Origin of the sequence: Chelativorans multitrophicus (assembly GCF_011317445.1) — a bacterium.
Classification (GTDB): domain Bacteria; phylum Pseudomonadota; class Alphaproteobacteria; order Rhizobiales; family Rhizobiaceae; genus Chelativorans; species Chelativorans multitrophicus.
Map to the genome: position 1 here is coordinate 1,824,468 of NZ_JAAAPL010000001.1, position 17,244 is coordinate 1,841,711.

The window sequence follows — 17,244 nt, forward strand, 5'->3', positions numbered from 1 at the left end:
TTCTTTAGGGAGGGAATTATGTCGCGCAAATTAGCTTCTTCGAGTTTACTCGGCGCAGGGCTGGCTCTGCTCATGGTGTCCACGTCGCTTGCCCAGCAGGCGCCTGCTGGACCGACTACGCCCCCCGCTGGACCGACGGCTCCGCCGGCCGGGCCGGGCGCGCCCCCTGCTGCCGCAGGAGCTCCGACAACCCCCGCCGCACCCGTCGTGATTCCGGATTACAAGTCCGTGACCCAGGAAATGCTGACAACACCCGCTGATGGTGACTGGCCGAACTATCGGCGCACCTATGACGGCTGGGGCTACAGTCCGCTGAACCAGATTACCACGGACAACGTGGCTGACATGGAGCCGGTCTGGATGATCTCCACCGGAGCAGCCGAAGGACATGAATCGCCGCCGATGGTGATCAACGGCATCATGTTCGTCACCCAGGCCACGACGACGAGCAACCAGGTAATGGCCATCAAGGCTGACACCGGTGAAATCCTCTGGCGCTATCAGCGTGCGCTTCCGGAAGACATGCACAGCTCGCATCCGACAAATCGCGGTGTGGGTTTCTGGGGCGACAAGATCTTCTTCACCTCACGCGATGCGGTTTTGGTGGCACTCGACGCCAAGAGCGGCGCCGAAGTGTGGACCGCCCCGATCGACGACTATAAGAATGGCTATTACGCGAACCTCGCTCCGCTTGTGATCGACGGTAAGGTCATCGTTGGCACTTCGGGCGGCGAGCGTGGTATCCGTGGCTTCGTCGCCGCCTTCAACGCCGACGATGGTAAGGAAGTATGGCGCACCTATACCATCCCCGCTCCGGGCGAGCCCGGTTCGGAGACGTGGCCGGACAACGAGGCGTGGAAGACGGGTGCCGGCTCAACCTGGATCACCGGTCACTACGATCCTGAGAACAAGCTGATCTATTGGGGCGTCGGTAATGGTGGCCCCTGGATGGGCGATCAACGTCCAGGCGACAATCTGTATGTCACATCGGTGATTGCCCTCGATCCGGAAAGCGGTGAGATCAAGGGGCACTTCCAATACCATCCGAACGACTCGTTCGATTGGGACGAAGTGGCGGCACCGATTCTCGTCGATCTGCCGAACAAGGATGGCGAGACCGTGCCGGGCCTGGTGCATGCCGCCCGTAACGGCGTGCTTTGGGAGCTGGAGCGGAAGCCGGATGGCGAGATCGGCTTCATCAAGGGCACTCCCTACGTGAAGGAAAACTGGATCAAGAGCATGGATCCGGAGACCGGGCGCGTAGAGTATGCCGAGGGAACCAAGCCGGGTACGGGCATCCTTGGCGATTTCTGCCCCTCGTTCTGGGGCGGTAAGGATTGGCCTCCCATCGCCTATGACCCGGAGACAAACTATGTCTTCATTCCGGCGAACGAGAATCTCTGCACCAAGATGCAGGGTGGCACGGTGGTCGAGTACCGTCCGGGCGCCAGCTTCACACGTGGCACGCAGGGTGATCGCTCCGATCTCTATCTTGCCGAAGGCGCTGATCACATCGGCGAGGTTCAGGCTTGGGATCTGTCGACGGGCGAGAAGGTGTGGACGCATGAGTTCCCCAATTCGGCGAACTGGGGCCCGCTTATGACGACGGCTGGCGGTCTCGTGTTCGGCGGCGGAACGAATGACAACATGTTCCGTGCATTCGATGCCAAGTCGGGCGACATCGTCTGGGAGATGAAGCTCAACTCGAGCGTCATCGGCGTGCCTTCTTCCTTCGAGGTAGATGGCAAGCAGTATGTCTCCGTCCAGGCTGGTTGGGGTATCGATGCGGCCTCCATGCAGAGCCGCCTTGCGACTTCCTATCCGGATAAGTTCAAGCCCGGCCCGACCGTTCCGACGGGCGGCGTGATCTGGGTCTTCGCGCTTCCGGAAGAGAACTGATCAGCAACCCGCCTCGCTTGCCGAGGCGGGTTTCAGGCTCGATGAGCTCCTTCTGACGGCGGTACGGGCATACTCGTATCGCCGTCGCGAATGTTAGGCACCATGAAGTCGATTTTTGTCCCTGCATGCATAATGGGGATCGGTTTTGCGCTTTGCAGTGCGGCCGGCACGATCGCGGCTGAGGTGACGCCTCAGCGCCTCCTCAACGCGGCTGAGGAACCCCAGAACTGGCTGATGAATCTTGGCGCCTATGATGGTAGCCGTTACTCCAGCCTCGCCGGCATCAATCGCGAGAACGCTTCGAACCTCGTTGTCCGATACAGCGTTCCTCTTGGAGGGCTGATCGAGGGAAGTGGCAATTTCCGAAACGCGTTGCCGATGAGCCCGCTGGTGGAAGATGGGTTCATCTACATCGTCGATGGCTGGGGGCAGGTTTCCAAGCTGGATGCGCGAAAAAAGGGCGATGTCGTTTGGCAGAACAGTGATCTGCAAGCGGATCTCGATAGCTGGTTCGTGGCCGGTCGTGGACTGGCCCTTTATGGAAATTTCGTCATTGCCGCCTCCTCGGACGGTCATATCCATTGGCTCGATAAGGATACCGGAAAAATTGTCCGGTCTGTTCAAGTGGGGGATCCGAAGCAGGGATATACGATACAAGCGTCTCCGCTGGTGGTTGGAGACCGCATCATCGTTGGTGGAGGAGGTGCGGAGCGGGGCGCCATCGGTCGGATCGATGCACTGGACGCAAAGTCAGGCTCTCCGCTATGGCGCGTCGACACCACGACAAATGCTCTAGGGGGTGGAGCGATCTCCCAGACCGGGGTCTTCGACCCGAAGACTGGTCTGACGATCTGGGGTACAGGTCATCCCAATCCCCGTTATAGGCCCGAGACCCGCCCGGGAGAGAACCTTCACACCAACAGCGTGCTCGCCATCGACGCGGAGACCGGCGAGCTGCGGTGGCACTTTCAGTACACGCCGGGAGATATTAACGGCTTCTCGGAAGACGGAACGCATCAGCTGGTGTATCCCGCGGACGGCACGGGTGAACCGTTCGTCGCCCATTTTGCCAATAACGGGTATTTCTACGGGCTGAGTGGCAAGGAAGGCGAATTCGAAGTGGCCACCCCCCATGTTGTGGGGCTCGAATGGACCGCCGGCATCGATGAAACAGGACGTCCGGCAGAGTATAAAACCGGCGCGAACGTTCAGCCTTACAAATCGGGTGCATGGCAAGACCGCCCGGACTGTCCAAACGTCAAGGGCGCGTCATCATTCGCTTCCGCCTACAGCCCTCGAACCGGGCTTGCCTATGGTTCCGGAGCCGATGGGTGTCTCACCGAAAATATCCCGGCCATCCATACGGAATCGGCGCTTGGCTGGCTCGGCGCCTATTATTCCGGGGCGGCGGCGGATATGGGCATGCTGACGGCCATAGAGCCGCAAACCGGCACTATCAAAGCGCAGCGCCTGTTTGACTTTCCGTTGCATGCGGGTGCCCTAGCGACGGCAGGGGGGCTGATTTTTACGACGACCGCCGAAGGCAGGCTCCATGCCCTGAATGATGAAACGCTCGAAACGGTATGGAGCACAAAATTCGGTTCGCTGACGGATGTACCGCCGATCACCTTCGAGGTTGACGGCGAGCAGTTTATCGCCGTTGTGGTTGGCGGAAACAGCTACACCAGCACTCTATCCTACCGTCCGCCGGAGATGGGGCTTTCGGAGCCGCTTTTCGTGCTGGCTGTCCTGGGGCTGCGGCCATGAGGCGGTTTCAGCTCACAGGCACGTGCCTTGTGTTTTTGCTTGCAGCTTCGCCAGTGCTTGCTTGTCAGGGTGGGCCGAGCATTTGGGACATTGAACTGGGTTCGACCGTTGAGGATTTGCCCGGCGGCTTTACCGACCATGCCTGCGGAAGCAATGGCGGCCCTCCCGGAAAGCTGTTGTCAGGTTTCGAGGCGTTCAACCAATGCAAGCCGGAGGGAGACGGATTTTACGAGGTGGCCTTCCGCTATGATGACGAGCAGGAGTTCATAGCTCGCGCCCTTGAACAGTCGCGGGCGATTGCGCTTTGCGAGGGCACGAAGATCTTTGGGTTCCCCGTCATTCCCACGGTGCTTGTGGATGGGGATGGCGTGGTGAGGGGGCTTCGCGTGGTAACCGATCCGCGCGGCGTGGAGCCAGCGGACCGGAGCAACGCATGGGCGCTGGGCGGGATGCTCAAGCGCCGTTACGGTGCAGAAGGCTGGGTGTGCGAGGACCTGCCGGAGGTTCCCGGAGAAAAACCGGCCGCGAGCTTCAAGCTGAGGGAGCGCTGTAACAAATCAGTGGAGGGGGCTGAGCTTTCTGTCCAAAGCGAATATTATCATCGCGCGGGACAGTCCTTCACGGATGAGTATGGCAATGTGCAGCCCGGCCTCTTTGTTAGCCAGACGCGGTTCGAGTTAAAGCAGCAGCCCTAAGTGGGCTGGAGGGATCAGTTTGCCGTCGCTGGGCCCATAAGTGCGTTTTCAATCCGCACGCAAGCAAATGTGGCGCCGTCCTGCCGCATACCTCGAAGGTCCGCGTTGACCATCCGGGTATCGGTAAAATTGGCGGACATGAAATCAGCATTGAAAGCGTTGACGAGGCTGAGGTCAGCTGACGTGAAATTCACCTCGATGAACCCTCCATTCGTCAGCACCGCGCTTCGCATGTCCGTCCGCTGGAGATTGGCACCTTGCAGGTTGGATAGCTGCAGATCGGCCTTTCGCAGGTCAGCACCGGTGAAATTTGCTTGCATCGCCATGGCGTGGACGAGTTTGGTTTCCTGTAATTGCGCCTGTGTCAGGCGAGCATGCTGCAGGCGGGCCCAAGTGAGATCCGCGCGCGTGAGGACCGCGCGACTCAGATCGGCACTATAGAGCAGCGCCTGATTGAGGTTTGCTTCAATCAGCGAGGCGTTCTTGAGATCCGTCAGGTTCAGATTGGCGCCAGAAAGGTTTGCGGCGTCGAGACGTGCTCCCGCGAGCGACGCACGATGCAGCGACGCACCTGACAGGTCCGCGCCGCGAAGATCCGCGCCTGAGAGTTCGCGTCGTTGCAATTGTGCCCCTTTCAGGTCACAGCCAGGGCAGTCCTTTGTCTCGCCGGCGAGAAACGCTTGCACATCCCCGACCGGGAGCGGCTTTGAACGGTCTATCGAGGGCAGGGAGGTGAATGGCCGCGATATGACCGGATGGCAGATCCTGCCGCCACTCTGAGCAAAAGCAGACATGCAAGCGGCGATCAAAGCCAATACGGTGAGGATTAAACGGGTCAAAATAGTTTGCGCCTCTCAGTACATCGCATCTTATCTGAGTTTCTGGGGCGGTCCAAGCCAGCGGCGACAACTCGCTTTGTGCTTGAAAAGCCTCGGACGATATCAGCAGATCGTTAGAGATCCATCCGCCCACCGCCAGATCCCCCATCCACGCACCACCCCCGGTACACCCAGGTCAGTTAAATGTGATGGTGCGGGCTCCCGTCAGTTTGAGAAAGGCCTCGCTGACTGTCTCCGCTTCGCCTTCTTTCCTGAATTGAGCCGGCGAGCCCTGAAAAAGGATGCGGCCGCGGTGAAGCACGACGACGCGATCGGCCTCTTCCACCTCATCCACCAGATGGGTCGTCCAAAGGACGCCAAGTTCCCCGTCGTTCTTCATCTGCAGAATGCGATTCAGGATGTCCTTCCGGCTTGCCGGATCGAGTCCGACGGTCGCTTCGTCCATCAGGAGCAATCTCGGCTCGTGCAGCAGGGAGCGGGCAAGCTCGACACGCCTGCGGTTGCCTCCGCTCAAGGTCCGAGCGCGGTCACGGCGGCGGTCGAGGAGCTCGAACGCTCCAGCAGCTCCTCTATTCTCTTGCGTGCCGGGCCGCGCGGGAGGCCGTGAAGATCAGCGTGATATCGCAAATTTGCCTCGACGGTCAGTTCCAGGTCGAGGGTCGGCTGTTGAAACACGACACCAAGCTGTGCCAGGGCGCTTGTCAGGTGAAGGCGGATATCCTGCCCGAGTATCCGGATCGTGCCTTCATCCGGAGCGAAAAGTCCCGTGAGAAGCTGCAGAAGCGTCGACTTTCCTGCTCCGTTCGGCCCGAGAAGGGCCACGAATTCTCCTTCGCGGACGTCAAGCGTCACCCGGTCGAGCGCCAAGATGGATCCGTAGGACTTCCGTAGACTATCCACGGCAAGAACAGCTATTCGTTCATCAGATTCCCGCACATCACCCCCGAGTTTCGGCAGCCGCCCGGTACGCAAGCTCAAGTGAAACCTTGCTACACTCTATGTCGTGCCGGAGACTTGCACGGCATTGGTAATTCAGCAATGATTTCTCACTGATAAACGAGGAGGTGTTTTGAAATGAGAATTTCAACTGCATTGTTCGTCTGCGCCGCCGCGCTCATGGGCATGACGGCAAGCGGCAATGCCGAGGGGAATTTGGCCTCAAAACCGGAGCGGCTTGAGCCGCTGGTGCTGGGCGCCGATCTTTCTTTTTCCGTGAAGGAATACACACTCGAAACGGGCAAATATTACCGTTGGCAGATCCAGAGCCAGGGCGGCGAGGAGTTTCTGGTCAAGGCGCCGGAACTCTTCCGTAATTCTTGGGTGAACCAAGTGGTTATCAACGACATAGAAGTCAAGCCGGTCGGTGGAGGGATCTATGGCGTAGAGTTCGATGACGAAGGCACCGCGGATGTCTGGTTCGTCCCGATCGTTCCCGGGGATTTCGAATTTTACGCCGACGGTTTCGAAGAACGCGGCATGCTGGGAAAATTCGTCGTCCGCTAATCGCCCATTGTTTTCGGGGAGTGAGATCTTGATTTTCGATTTTCGCCGAGTTGGCGCGGCTCTTCTTTTTGCCGCGCTTTGCCTGCCTGTCCCGGCATTGTCCGCGGGCACTGGACTGGTCTTCGTCAGCAATGAGAAGACTCATAACATCACCGTTCTCGATCCGAAGGATTACAGCATCGTCAAGTGGATCGAGACGTCGCGCCGGCCGCGTGACATGCGTTTCAATAATGACAACACGCTGCTTTATGTTGCCTGTGGCGATGACGATGTGATCGACGTCATCGACGTGGACACTTTGGAGGTGGTCGACCATATTCCGACAGGCCCGAGCCCCGAGGTGTTCTATTTCAGCCCTGACGACAGCCTCATCTACGTCTCCAACGAAGAGAATTCGACCCTGCAGATCATCGATGTCGCGCAGAGGGTCATCATTGATGAAGTCGCCACTGGAGCGGAGCCCGAGGGCGTGGTGGTGAGCGAGGATGGCAAGATAGTCTACGTGACGTCTGAGGTCTCCGACATGGTTCACGTGATCGATGCCGAGACGCATACGCTGACGGACAATATCATCGTGGGAACGCGTCCGCGCCGCTTCGTTCTGACTCCCGACGGGAAGGAACTCTGGGTTTCGGACGAACTGTCGGGAGAGGTCTCGATCATCGACAGGGCCACGAACGAAATATCGCATACCCTTCAATTCCTTCCTCCAGGGTTCCGCCAGGTCGATGTCACGCCGGTGGGCATGGAGATCAGCAAGGATGGATCGACCGTCTATGTAACGCTTGGACGGGCAAACCACATTGCCAGCGTGGATGCCGCCACGAAGGAGATCAAGGAATATGTCCTGGTCGGCAGCCGCGCGTGGGGGATAGCGCTCAGCCCGGATGAAACGACCATATTCGTGACGAATGGTTTGAGCGACGATGTCTCCATCATCGATGTGGCGTCGATGAAGGTGCTTCAATCGGTGCAGGTGGGGCGTGTGCCGCATACGGTGCGAATAGATGAGTAGAAAAGGCAAACAGGCGCTTCTCCCCGCCCTTCTCGCCGGCTCGCTTGCCCTGGCCGTTGCGCTACCCTCCTTCTCCCAGGAGGCCGCGCCTTCCGCCGGTCAGAAGTCAGCTTCCCCGCAGGAACCAGCTCAGGCGACAAAGATGCTGATGGGCTATGTGGAACTCGCCGACGACCCTCGCTATGACGAGGATTATGCCTATGCACAGGTGCCGGTGAGACCGCTCGGACGTCCGTTCGACGCAACCGCCGTGGGCATTGCAGATGCGGCGCAGATCGGGAAGGTGATCGGCGTCGATTTCGCGGTGGAGCGCAAGGCGGGCGAAAACGTAGAAGAGTTGGTCACCACGGTCCAGGGCTGGTCCGACCAGGGAATTGGGTTCGTTCTCGCCGACTTGCCGGCTGCTCAGCTCCTTCAGTTAGCCGATGCGCTGCGCGACAAGGACGTCATGATTTTCAACCTCGCGGCACGCGAAGACGCACTGCGGGGCGAAAACTGCCGGGCGAATCTGGTTCACGTCATTCCAAGCTATGCCATGGTGGCAGATGCACTGGTCCAGTATCTGTCGTTCCGGAACTGGCGCAACATTCTCGTGCTGCAGGGCCCCTTGGATGGCGATGCTCAAATGGTGGCGGTCGTCCAGAGGGCGGCGCAACGATTCGGCGCCCGGATTGTCGAAGTCCGCCCCTTCCAACTCACGAACGATCCGCGCCGGCGCGAGCAGAGCAATGTGGCGCTCGTAACGGCGAATGCGGATTACGACGTTGTCCTTGTGGCCGACACGGATGGCGAGTTTGCGCGTTATGTTCCCTTTGCAACGCAGTTCCCACGCCCGGTGGTCGGTGCAGCAGGGCTGGTCCCCTCCGCGTGGCACTGGAGCTGGGAGCGGCATGGCGCCCCGCAGCTCAATAGCCGCTTCGAAAGGGCCGCCGGAAGGCGCATGGGCAGTGAGGACTGGGCGGCATGGACCGCAATTAAGGCTGTGGTCCAATCCGTTCTGCGCAGCAAGTCGACCGAATTCCAGCCAGTGAGGGATTACCTCCTCGGCGAGCGGCTAAATCTGGACGGTTTCAAGGGGAACCCCCTCAGCGTACGCAGTTGGGACCACCAGATTCGCCAGCCCATCCTGCTGAGCACGGGCAATGCCGTCATCGAACGGGCACCGCTGGAAGGGTTCTTGCACCAGACCAACGACCTAGACACGCTCGGAATGGATGCCCCGGAGACCGCATGTCAATTCTAGCTAAGCGGTCTTGCCGCTTCGGGTCGGACAGTGTGGGTAAGGGCCAATGAAAGGCGCCCACGCCTTTTCTGCGCTCCGCGCTATCGTGCGGCGGGAGGTCATCAAGTTCACCCATCAATATGCCCGTCTGCTTTCCGCACTGGTTCGTCCCGCTTTGTGGCTGATCGCCTTCGCTGCGGGCTTTCACAATCTCCTCGGCGTGTCCATCATCCCGCCCTACAGGACTTACATCACCTATCAGGAATACATGATCCCCGGGCTTCTGGGCATGGTGCTGCTTTTCAACAGCATGCAGTCGTCGCTTTCGCTCGTCTATGACCGGGAAATGGGGACGATGCGGCTGCTTTTGACCGCGCCTCTGCCGCGGTGGTACCTGCTTCTGTGCAAGCTGATCGGCGGCGCTGCCCTTTCCACGCTTCAAGCCTATGCGTTTCTGCTCGTTGCCTGGCTGTTCGGCGTTCGACTTCCCGACTGGGGATATCTGCTGGCATTTCCCGCGCTTGTCGCGGCGGCCCTGATGCTGGGAGCGATTGGTTTGCTCCTCTCAGTGTACGTAAGACAGCTTGAGAACTTCGCCGGGACGATGAATTTTGTCATTTTTCCGATGTTCTTTATCTCGTCCGCGCTTTACCCACTCTGGAAACTGCAGGAAAGCGGAGCGGAATATCTTTACCAGATCGCTCTCGCCAACCCGTTCACCCATGCAGTGGAACTGATCCGCTTCGCGGCCTATGGCCAGTTAAACGGCATAGCCCTGATCGTAATCTTAGCAATAAGCATTGTCTGTTTTCTGTTTGCCGTGGCCGGTTACGATCCGCAACGCGGTTTCATCAGACGACGTGGAGCTGCGGAGGTTTAGACCTTTTGTGGATGATTTCAGGTTGTCTGCACACAAACGCGTTGAGATCCGCGGCCGCTGATGTCACTGCCCATGTTGTCGATTTATGTTTGAAACTGGGACTCAGGCACTGAGTAATTTCAATGATTTGTGCGGGACTGAAGTGTAACGCCTTGCGGTTCAAATGAGACCCAAAGCGGGCATTCGGTACACTCAAAATGAGATTGATCGACCGGCCAATCGACCGTAGTGTCGCGCATGATCTCATCCCAAGATTACTCCGACCACGATCAGCATGCCGACGATGACAGCCAGGAGGAGTTCCTTCGATGTCTGCTCCGCCGTACAGGTGGGAAAGTAACCGCTGAGGTCGTCGCGGCAGCGCGTTAAAAATTTGGCATCCCTCGATCAACTGTTTCGGCTTGCTGCACGGTTTAGAAGACGCATCGTACCACAAGTCTCTGCCCCAGGAAACGCGGCACACAAGTAGGCGCGGTCAGGCTGGACCCGAGAACCGAGCGCGTCATTGCCGAACAAGTGGAAGGTTTCTGGCTCAAAAAGGAAAAGCCGGTCTTTGCCGCACTCTTGCGACGTATTCAGGAAGCATGTCTGACAGAAGGCTTATCTGTTCCTCACGGTAGCACTGTGCAGCGAAGAGTATCGGAACTGACCGATTTCAGCGGCCCGTAAACGGGGGGAACGCGAGATTGAAGCCGCTTCAACGCCGAGCCCTGGTCAGTTCACTGTCGCCAAACCGAACGCCTTTTATCTCAGTAACGAGATCAAAGCCTCGCTCCTCTGCCTTGGCGTGTCTGAAGCGTCTGGATCAATTTGTGCTGCCGAGATGGAAGGCAGATGAGGAGTTCCAAGAACTTGTGACGGCGATCCTGCGCAGCCTGCCGCATCCCATAAAGGCTTGAATAACCGCGCCGAGAATTGGAATGTGCCGCTGCGAAAACGGAAACGAATGATCGAGCACATAGCCATCCTGATCGACCGCGCGCCACAGCCGGTATTTGTGCCAGCGATGGCGACGACGACTTCGCCAGATACCAGACATCATTCAGTAACGGCCATTCCCTGTGCATCGGCCTCGCCTCCTCGGCCGAGGTCGATGAACGCCATGTGCAGAGTTAGCTCGGTCACGCCAGCGCCGAGATGACGCGAAAAATACCAGCGCCGCCGCGACCGATTCCGCATCAATCTCACAAAGGCGGCAGGCTCTGAAGGCCCCTCCCCCGCGCGCCTCCTAAGGAGAGGTCAGCGCCAGGATAGCTGGTCCTTGGGGAGTCGGCCGCTTGGATCGAACACCGTCACCTTGTGTGGCAGATCTGCTCCCCATTTCCAAAGCACAAGGTTCCGATCGTCCGTTCAGTGCCCGGCGCGAAACTTGGTACGAGAATGCCTGTGATACCCCTTGGCGTGAGCCGGTCATATATCGACCACGAGGCCGGGCGATCACCAATGGCCATGGGCGCCGCCCATGAATAGGCCATCTCTTCACCTACCGCATGTTGTTTTCGTTCCTGCTCAGTGGTCAGATCAGCGACATCCTCACAGTCGATTTCATAGGAGCACAGAACGCACGGATCAATCCGATGGGCAAAACCCTGGTTGGCTTCCTCGACCGCCGTCATGATGCCCAAAGCCAAATAGAGTGCCGGGGCTCCCTTTGGGTTGAAGCGCCCCCTCTGATGGCTGCGCCATCGCCCGAAATTGGCTTAGACCCCTTGCATCTACATCCCTTCGGTTCAGGCATGCGCTGGTGCCGCGTCCTCAGGCACTTGGCCGCGCACGTGGATATCCCGGCTCGAAATGAAGGTATAGAACATGGGCACCACGAACAGCGTGAACATGGTGCCTATCAGGATTCCCGAGAAGATGACGAGGCCCATGGAATAACGCGCCGCCGCACCTGCACCCTGCGCCAGGATCAACGGCACGACGCCAAGCGCCATTGCTGCCGTGGTCATCAGGATCGGGCGCAGGCGCACCCTGGCGGAGGCGACGATCGCCTCCCGCCGAGAGAGCCCATGCACCTCGCGCTGCTGGTTTGCAAACTCCACAAGCAGGATGCCATGCTTCGTGATGAGGCCGATCAGCGTGATAAGCCCCACTTGCGTGTAGATGTTGAGCGTGCCGAGGCCCAGGTTCAGCGGCACGATCGCGCCGAAGATCGAGAGCGGCACCGACATCATGATGATCAGCGGATCGCGGAAGCTCTCGAATTGGGCGGCGAGCACCAGGTAAATCACCACCACCGCCAGAATGAAGGCAACAAGGATGGTGTTGCCCTGCTCCTTTTCCAGGCGCGACTGCCCCGAATAATCCAGGAAGAAGCCTTCCGGCAGCGTCGTCCTGGCGACCTCTTCGATGGTCTGAAGGCCGGTACCTGTGGTGACGTCCGGGCGCGGCAGCGCCGATATGGTGGCCGAGTTGAGCTGATTGAACTGCTCGATCGCGGCTGGAGATGCATTCGTCTTAATGGACACCACCGCCGAGAGCGGCACCATGCCTCCAGTCGCGCTTCGCACGAAGTACCCTCCGAGGCTTTCCGGGTTTGAACGGTAGGCCTCCGGCACTTGCGTGATGATATCGTAACTGTTCGAATCCCGGTCGAACTGCGCCATGGAGCCGCCGCCGACCAGAGCACCGAGAGTCCGACCAATCTCGCTCGCAGGGATGTTAAGAGCGGCGGCGCGCTCTCGATCTACCGAAACGGTGACCTGGGGCGCGTCGAACGCCATCGAGTTCTGCACGACGATGAAGCGGCCGCTTTGCTGAGCCTTGTTCTTGATCTCCTCGGCGATCTCATAGACCTGGCTTGGATCGCCCGTCGTCTGGATCACCACCGAAATCGGCAGGCCACCGCCAGTGCCGGGCAGCGTAGGCGGCGCGAAGACGAACGCCTCCACCCCGGCCACTTTGGAGATGCGCTGCTGAATGTCCTGTTGGATTTCCTTCTGCGAGCGGTTCCGGTCAGCCCAATCCTTGAACGCCCAAAGGGCGATGGCGCTATTCGTCGAACCGCCGAAGCCGACGATGGAGAAATCCACCCTAAGCTCGGGCAGGTCTTCCGTCAGATCGCGCATCTGCGTGGTGTAGAGATTGGTGTACTCCGATGTGGCATAGCGCGGCGCGTTGACGATAGAGAAAAGCGCCCCGACATCCTCCTCCGGCGCCAGCTCGCTCGACGTCTTGAAGAAGAGAAATCCGGTGAGGCTCACAAGCGCTATGACGATCATCAGTGTCACAGGCCGGTATTTAAGCGAGCCGGAGACCAGCCTTTCATACCGGTTTTCCAGCCGCGTGAACGTGCGGTCAACAAAGCTTTGGAACCGGCTGTGGGAACCGGACTTGAGAATGCGCGCGCTCATCATCGGCGTGATGGTGAGCGCCACGATACCGGAGATGACAACCGCACCCGCGAGCGTGAAGGCGAACTCCCGGAATAGCGAACCAGTCAGGCCGCCGGTGAAGGCGAGAGGCGCGAAAACCGCAGCCAGCGTGATCGTCATCGCGACGACGGCACTGGAAATCTCCTTCATGCCGGTGAAGGCGGCCTGGAACGGGCTCATGCCCTCTTCCATGTGGCGATGGATGTTCTCCACCACCACGATGGCGTCGTCGACGACAAGACCGATGGCCAGCACCATTGCCAGAAGCGACAAAAGGTTGATCGAGAAGCCAGCGAGGAAGAGCAGAAAGCAAACGCCGATGAGCGACAGGGGTATTGTGACGATCGGCATCAGCACCGACCGGAAAGACCCGAGGAACAGAAGAATGACGATCACCACAATGGCGACCGCTTCGCCGATCGTCTTGAACACCTCCTCGATCGAGGCGCTGATCGACTCGGTCGCATCATAGACCACTTCCATGTTCATGCCTTCTGGAAGCGTGGCCTGGATTGCCGGCATTTCCGCGATGACAGCGTCGGCGGTGTCCAATGGATTGGCGGAGGGCGTCGGAAAGATTCCGATGAAGGTGCCCGGCCGGCCGTTGAAATTCACGATGGTTTCGGTGCTTTCGGCCGCAAGCTCCACATCGGCCACGTCGCGCAGCCGCACCACCTCGTCACCCTCCGATTTGAGCGGCAGCGCGGCAAAGGCATCCGGCGTTTGCAGCGTTGTCTCGGTGGTAATCGGATAGGCAACATACTCGTTCTTCGTCTTGCCCGGAGCGGAAAGGAAGTTGGATGCGTTGACGGCGCTGACCACCTCCCCGGCCGTGACGCCGCGCGCGGCAAGCCGGATGGGATCGATCCAGATGCGCATCGCGTAGTTCTGCGCGCCGATGATCTGGACTTCGGCCACACCCTGAATGGTCGACACACGCGGCCGGATCACTCTTTCGATATATTCGGTCAGCTGCTCCGGCGTCATGTTCGGGTTCTGCAACGCGATGTACATGATCGCGAATTGCATGCCCGTTCCCTTGACGATGGTCGGATCGTCCGCGTCTGAGGGAAGCTGCCCGCGCACCTGCTGGACCTTCGACATCACCTCTGTCAGGGCAGCGTCCGAATCGGAGCCCAGCTGCATCTGCACCGTCACCACGCTCGTTGAAGGGCGGCTCTGCGACGACACGTAATCGATATTCTCCGTGGTCGAGACGGCGGCCGCGATCGGCGAGGTGATAAAGCCCTGGATGAGATCTGGACTTGCACCGGGATAGGTGGTCGTCACCGTGATGACCGTCTCCTCGACCTCCGGATATTCACGAACCGAGAGATTGAAGAGGCCTTGGATACCCAGGAGCAGAATAAGGAGGGCGAGCACCGTGGAAAGCACGGGCCGCCTTATGAAAAGGGCCGAGACATTCATTGGTTGCTGCTCCCGATCTGCATGGGCTGCACCGTGTTGTCGATCGTGACCCGTGCGCCGTTCGTCAAACGGTTCTGACCTGCATTTACCACTACGTCTCCGGCGTTGAGACCTTCGGCAATCTCGACGGAGCCGTTGGCGCGGCGCCCGGTTTTGACGAAGACCTGGTCAATAACGAAGATCTCGCTTTCACCGGCTTGGCCGCCCGCTTCGCCGGAATTTGCACCGGTATTCTCCGCCGCTCCTTCCTGCTGCTGCCCTGCCGCGGGGGTCTGATTGGCAGACCCTTCCGTATTCTGATTTTCCGCCGGACGAAGCCGGTACACGTAGTCGCCATAAAGGCTTGTCACCAAGGCGGTTTGCGGAACGGCAATGATATTTTCTTCTGCCGGAAGCTCGACCCTCACCCGCACGAATTGGCCTGGATTGAGCCTGCCCTCAGGGTTTGTGACCTCCGCTCGCACCGAAACAAGGCGCGTGGAGGGATCGATTTTCGGATCGATGCCGATGACCTTGCCCGCAAAAGGCATGTCATCCTCGGTCAATCCAAGCCTCACCGGCTGCCCGATCTTAAGTTCTTCGAAGCGCTGCTCGGGAACCGTGAAATCCACCCGCATCGTTTCCAGATCCTGCAGCGTGGTGACCGTGGTGCCCGGCGTCAGATACTGACCAAGGTCGATCCGAGGAATGCCGATCGTGCCATTGAAAGGTGCGATCAGCACCTTCTGGTTCAATGCCGCCTGCAGGCTTTGCACGCGCGCGGCGGAAGCTGCGGCGGCCGCTTCTGCCTCGTCGAGGCTTGATTGGGAGCCAACGCCACGCTGCTGTAGGGCGCGGGCGCGCTCCAATGTCTGCTGATCCAAGGCTGCTTGGGTTTGCGCGGCGGCGAGATCTGCCTTCTGCGCCTCATCGTCCAGCCGCATGAGAACGTCGCCGGCATTTACGCGGTCATTCGCCTTGAACAGGATTTCCTCGACGATACCGTTCGTCTCGACGGTGAGATCCACGCCATTGGCGGCCGCCATCGTACCGATCGCCTCGATACTGGGCCTCCAGGTGGATGGCTCCACCGTTGAGGTGGACACCGTCAATGTCGGCGCCTGCATCGTCGCGAAAATCTGCTGGATCGCGCGATCGCGAAAGATATTGAAGCCAACAAGTGCTCCTGCAACCAAGGCGACGAGCACGAAAGCGATGATGAAGCGTTTGACCATTGGTAGGTTTCCGTCCGCGGAACTCTTGCTTGTTGGGAGACTTGGTTCCCCGCGTCCAAGCGGCAAGTTGTGAAAATCGTTGAGTTACTGTACCGTCTGGACGGTTCTGTCAACAGGCCCCTCGGAAATTGGCATGGCACCCGGTAAGAACACCAGGCAGAAGATATTGAATGCGGCGACCGAGCTCGCCAAGATGGAAGGCTCGGCGCATCTATCTCTGGATGCAGTTGCCGCCCGCGCGGGCATTTCCAAGGGAGGGTTGCTCTACAACTTCCCCACCAAGTCGGCACTGCTTAAGGCGCTCGTTCAGCAATATATAGATGATTTCAAAATCGCGCTTGAAGAAAAGTTGAGGGACACAAAGAAGCCACTCGCATTGGAGTATCTTGATCTAATCAAGGAAGAGCTACAGCAAACAACACCGCCGCCTTCAGGGCTGCTTGCTGCACTGGCGGAAGATCCTGAACTGATGGCTCCAATCAGGACGTTCAAGCGCGAGATGCTCGACCGGATGAGTTCGGAATGCGATGGCAAATCCGTCCTGATCGTCTTCTTGGTGTTGGAAGGCCTGCGCTGCGAGAAAATGTTCGGCACCGAGATTCTGGAAAAGTCCGAGTACGAAATCGTGCTGAAGAGCCTTCGTGACATGCTGCAACGAGGCTGACCGGTTCTGGAAATACCGGCCGATTTGTCATCGATCCTCACCGCGGTGCCGAACTTGAGCCATCAAAGGCTCTGAGATTCGAGACGAACATGGAATGTGATCCAGGACAGTCCGGGCCGACCTATGCCGGCTGGCGGATGCCCTGGCGCGTTATGCAGGCAAAGATATGCATTGGGCTGGAGTGAACATGAGCGATGGATCTCGCACCTGAACCACGGACGCCGCAGCGCTGGGTAGCTAAAACGGGCGAACGGCCCATTCGCGATACGATCACGCCGCTGGTGCTCTACCCACGCGCCAAGCAGACGCCGGATCGACCGTGCCTGCTCCTCGATACTCGGGCGCGGAACGCTCTATGATTCGACGGTAATGGAATCGACTCGGTCCGGATAAAAAGCCAGGCGGCCTTTGATTGGTGCCACGGCCTCATGAGGCGTCTCATAGCTCCAGATCGCATTGACCGAACGCTCGCCGCCCATTGGAATGCTGTAATAGCTGGCATCGCCCTTATAGGCACAGTAGGTTGTGTGTGTAGTGCGCTCCAGCAGGTCCATCCTGACATCCTGACGCGGAATATAATGCACCGGGGGGCGGTTGCTTTCGTATAGCGTCACCGCATCACGCGTATCGGCAATCACCACTCCGCCGAGCATCACCACGACGCGATGCGGGTTGTGTTCGATGTCGATCGGGTGATCTGGCCCTGGGATTTTCACCGGCTTTTCGGTCATTTCTTGCTCC

The 17,244-nt window shown here is 59.0% G+C and carries 15 protein-coding genes and 5 pseudogenes; 12 read left to right on the forward strand and 8 right to left on the reverse strand.

Annotated elements, in window-relative coordinates:
- Window positions 1-18: 18 nt before the first annotated feature.
- The 3 genes from GNP00_RS08730 to GNP00_RS08740 all read left to right on the forward strand — a co-directional run bounded on the left by GNP00_RS08730 (window position 19) and on the right by GNP00_RS08740 (window position 4,361).
- Complete coding sequence (locus GNP00_RS08730; protein ID WP_157038091.1) at window positions 19-1,899, forward strand: methanol/ethanol family PQQ-dependent dehydrogenase; 1,881 nt, start codon at window positions 19-21, stop codon at window positions 1,897-1,899.
- Between the two features lie 132 nt (window positions 1,900-2,031).
- Window positions 2,032-3,666 carry a pyrroloquinoline quinone-dependent dehydrogenase gene (locus tag GNP00_RS08735; protein WP_166015930.1) on the forward strand — a complete coding sequence of 545 codons (1,635 nt, stop codon included), beginning with the start codon at window positions 2,032-2,034 and terminating at the stop codon, window positions 3,664-3,666.
- Complete coding sequence (locus GNP00_RS08740; protein WP_011581930.1) at window positions 3,663-4,361, forward strand: hypothetical protein; 699 nt, start codon at window positions 3,663-3,665, stop codon at window positions 4,359-4,361. The genes GNP00_RS08735 and GNP00_RS08740 overlap by 4 nt, the downstream gene beginning before the upstream one ends.
- A gap of 14 nt (window positions 4,362-4,375) precedes the next feature.
- Here GNP00_RS08740 and GNP00_RS08745 read toward each other — a convergent pair whose 3' ends face one another.
- The 3 genes and pseudogenes from GNP00_RS08745 to GNP00_RS23330 all read right to left on the reverse strand — a co-directional run.
- Entirely contained in the window at window positions 4,376-5,047 is a 672-nt protein-coding gene (locus tag GNP00_RS08745) for a pentapeptide repeat-containing protein (RefSeq protein ID WP_166015931.1), read from the reverse strand.
- A gap of 328 nt (window positions 5,048-5,375) precedes the next feature.
- Window positions 5,376-5,645: a hypothetical protein gene (locus GNP00_RS23325; protein WP_246259314.1), complete on the reverse strand. Its 270-nt coding sequence runs from the start codon at window positions 5,643-5,645 to the stop codon at window positions 5,376-5,378.
- 45 nt (window positions 5,646-5,690) lie between these two features.
- Window positions 5,691-6,136 (reverse strand): annotated as a pseudogene (locus tag GNP00_RS23330) (ATP-binding cassette domain-containing protein); the annotation flags it as partial.
- A 138-nt stretch (window positions 6,137-6,274) separates the two neighbouring features.
- On the opposite strand from GNP00_RS23330, the gene GNP00_RS08755 reads away from it, so the two are divergent.
- From GNP00_RS08755 to GNP00_RS23855, 6 genes and pseudogenes are all read left to right on the forward strand, one after another.
- A complete protein-coding gene (locus tag GNP00_RS08755; protein WP_011581932.1) occupies window positions 6,275-6,703 on the forward strand; it encodes a cupredoxin domain-containing protein in 429 nt (142 codons plus the stop codon).
- Window positions 6,704-6,731: 28 nt separating this feature from the next.
- Window positions 6,732-7,718 (forward strand): PQQ-dependent catabolism-associated beta-propeller protein, encoded by a 987-nt coding sequence (locus GNP00_RS08760; RefSeq protein WP_207634021.1) that lies wholly within the window; start codon window positions 6,732-6,734, stop codon window positions 7,716-7,718.
- Window positions 7,711-8,961, forward strand: a complete 1,251-nt coding sequence (locus GNP00_RS08765) for an ABC transporter substrate-binding protein (protein WP_011581934.1) — start codon at window positions 7,711-7,713, stop codon at window positions 8,959-8,961. The genes GNP00_RS08760 and GNP00_RS08765 overlap by 8 nt, the downstream gene beginning before the upstream one ends.
- A gap of 46 nt (window positions 8,962-9,007) precedes the next feature.
- The gene (locus tag GNP00_RS08770) at window positions 9,008-9,820 is read left to right on the forward strand and encodes an ABC transporter permease (RefSeq protein WP_011581935.1); all 813 of its coding nucleotides are present in this window, start codon (window positions 9,008-9,010) and stop codon (window positions 9,818-9,820) included.
- 516 nt (window positions 9,821-10,336) lie between these two features.
- Entirely contained in the window at window positions 10,337-10,489 is a 153-nt protein-coding gene (locus GNP00_RS23850) for a DNA-binding domain-containing protein (RefSeq protein ID WP_166015933.1), read from the forward strand.
- A 196-nt stretch (window positions 10,490-10,685) separates the two neighbouring features.
- Window positions 10,686-10,775: pseudogene (locus GNP00_RS23855) on the forward strand (IS6 family transposase); the annotation flags it as partial.
- Here GNP00_RS23855 and GNP00_RS23860 read toward each other — a convergent pair.
- Window positions 10,770-10,866: pseudogene (locus tag GNP00_RS23860) on the reverse strand (IS6 family transposase); the annotation flags it as partial. The pseudogenes GNP00_RS23855 and GNP00_RS23860 sit on opposite strands and share 6 nt — an antisense overlap.
- A gap of 4 nt (window positions 10,867-10,870) precedes the next feature.
- On the opposite strand from GNP00_RS23860, the pseudogene GNP00_RS08780 reads away from it, so the two are divergent.
- Window positions 10,871-11,021: pseudogene (locus GNP00_RS08780) on the forward strand (integrase); the annotation flags it as partial.
- Between the two features lie 38 nt (window positions 11,022-11,059).
- Here GNP00_RS08780 and GNP00_RS08785 read toward each other — a convergent pair.
- The 3 genes and pseudogenes from GNP00_RS08785 to GNP00_RS08795 form a co-directional block, all read right to left on the reverse strand.
- Window positions 11,060-11,558 (reverse strand): annotated as a pseudogene (locus GNP00_RS08785) (RES family NAD+ phosphorylase).
- Window positions 11,551-14,625: an efflux RND transporter permease subunit gene (locus GNP00_RS08790; protein WP_011581937.1), complete on the reverse strand. Its 3,075-nt coding sequence runs from the start codon at window positions 14,623-14,625 to the stop codon at window positions 11,551-11,553. Before GNP00_RS08790 ends, GNP00_RS08785 begins: the two are co-directional and overlap by 8 nt.
- Entirely contained in the window at window positions 14,622-15,839 is a 1,218-nt protein-coding gene (locus tag GNP00_RS08795; RefSeq protein ID WP_011581938.1) for an efflux RND transporter periplasmic adaptor subunit, read from the reverse strand. The genes GNP00_RS08790 and GNP00_RS08795 overlap by 4 nt, the downstream gene beginning before the upstream one ends.
- A gap of 166 nt (window positions 15,840-16,005) precedes the next feature.
- On the opposite strand from GNP00_RS08795, the gene GNP00_RS08800 reads away from it, so the two are divergent.
- A complete protein-coding gene (locus GNP00_RS08800; protein WP_246259273.1) occupies window positions 16,006-16,503 on the forward strand; it encodes a TetR/AcrR family transcriptional regulator in 498 nt (165 codons plus the stop codon).
- 194 nt (window positions 16,504-16,697) lie between these two features.
- On the forward strand, window positions 16,698-16,862 hold the full coding sequence (locus GNP00_RS08805; RefSeq protein WP_157038092.1) for a hypothetical protein: 165 nt from the start codon (window positions 16,698-16,700) through the stop codon (window positions 16,860-16,862).
- Here the strand turns inward: GNP00_RS08805 and GNP00_RS08810 are convergent.
- Window positions 16,857-17,234: a DUF427 domain-containing protein gene (locus GNP00_RS08810; RefSeq protein WP_011581940.1), complete on the reverse strand. Its 378-nt coding sequence runs from the start codon at window positions 17,232-17,234 to the stop codon at window positions 16,857-16,859. The genes GNP00_RS08805 and GNP00_RS08810 overlap by 6 nt on opposite strands.
- Window positions 17,235-17,244 lie beyond the last annotated feature (10 nt).

What these genes read in the sequence shown, in the direction of transcription:
- GNP00_RS08805 (WP_157038092.1), top strand. Translation starts at nt 16,698, where the DNA reads ATGGATCTCGCACCTGAACCACGGACGCCGCAGCGCTGGGTAGCTAAA.
- GNP00_RS08730 (WP_157038091.1), top strand. Translation starts at nt 19, where the DNA reads ATGTCGCGCAAATTAGCTTCTTCGAGTTTACTCGGCGCAGGGCTGGCT.
- GNP00_RS08770 (WP_011581935.1), top strand. Translation starts at nt 9,008, where the DNA reads ATGAAAGGCGCCCACGCCTTTTCTGCGCTCCGCGCTATCGTGCGGCGG.
- GNP00_RS08765 (WP_011581934.1), top strand. Translation starts at nt 7,711, where the DNA reads ATGAGTAGAAAAGGCAAACAGGCGCTTCTCCCCGCCCTTCTCGCCGGC.
- GNP00_RS23325 (WP_246259314.1), bottom strand. Translation starts at nt 5,645, where the DNA reads ATGGACGAAGCGACCGTCGGACTCGATCCGGCAAGCCGGAAGGACATC.
- GNP00_RS08790 (WP_011581937.1), bottom strand. Translation starts at nt 14,625, where the DNA reads ATGAATGTCTCGGCCCTTTTCATAAGGCGGCCCGTGCTTTCCACGGTG.
- GNP00_RS08755 (WP_011581932.1), top strand. Translation starts at nt 6,275, where the DNA reads ATGAGAATTTCAACTGCATTGTTCGTCTGCGCCGCCGCGCTCATGGGC.
- GNP00_RS08795 (WP_011581938.1), bottom strand. Translation starts at nt 15,839, where the DNA reads ATGGTCAAACGCTTCATCATCGCTTTCGTGCTCGTCGCCTTGGTTGCA.
- GNP00_RS08740 (WP_011581930.1), top strand. Translation starts at nt 3,663, where the DNA reads ATGAGGCGGTTTCAGCTCACAGGCACGTGCCTTGTGTTTTTGCTTGCA.
- GNP00_RS08810 (WP_011581940.1), bottom strand. Translation starts at nt 17,234, where the DNA reads ATGACCGAAAAGCCGGTGAAAATCCCAGGGCCAGATCACCCGATCGAC.
- GNP00_RS08735 (WP_166015930.1), top strand. Translation starts at nt 2,032, where the DNA reads ATGGGGATCGGTTTTGCGCTTTGCAGTGCGGCCGGCACGATCGCGGCT.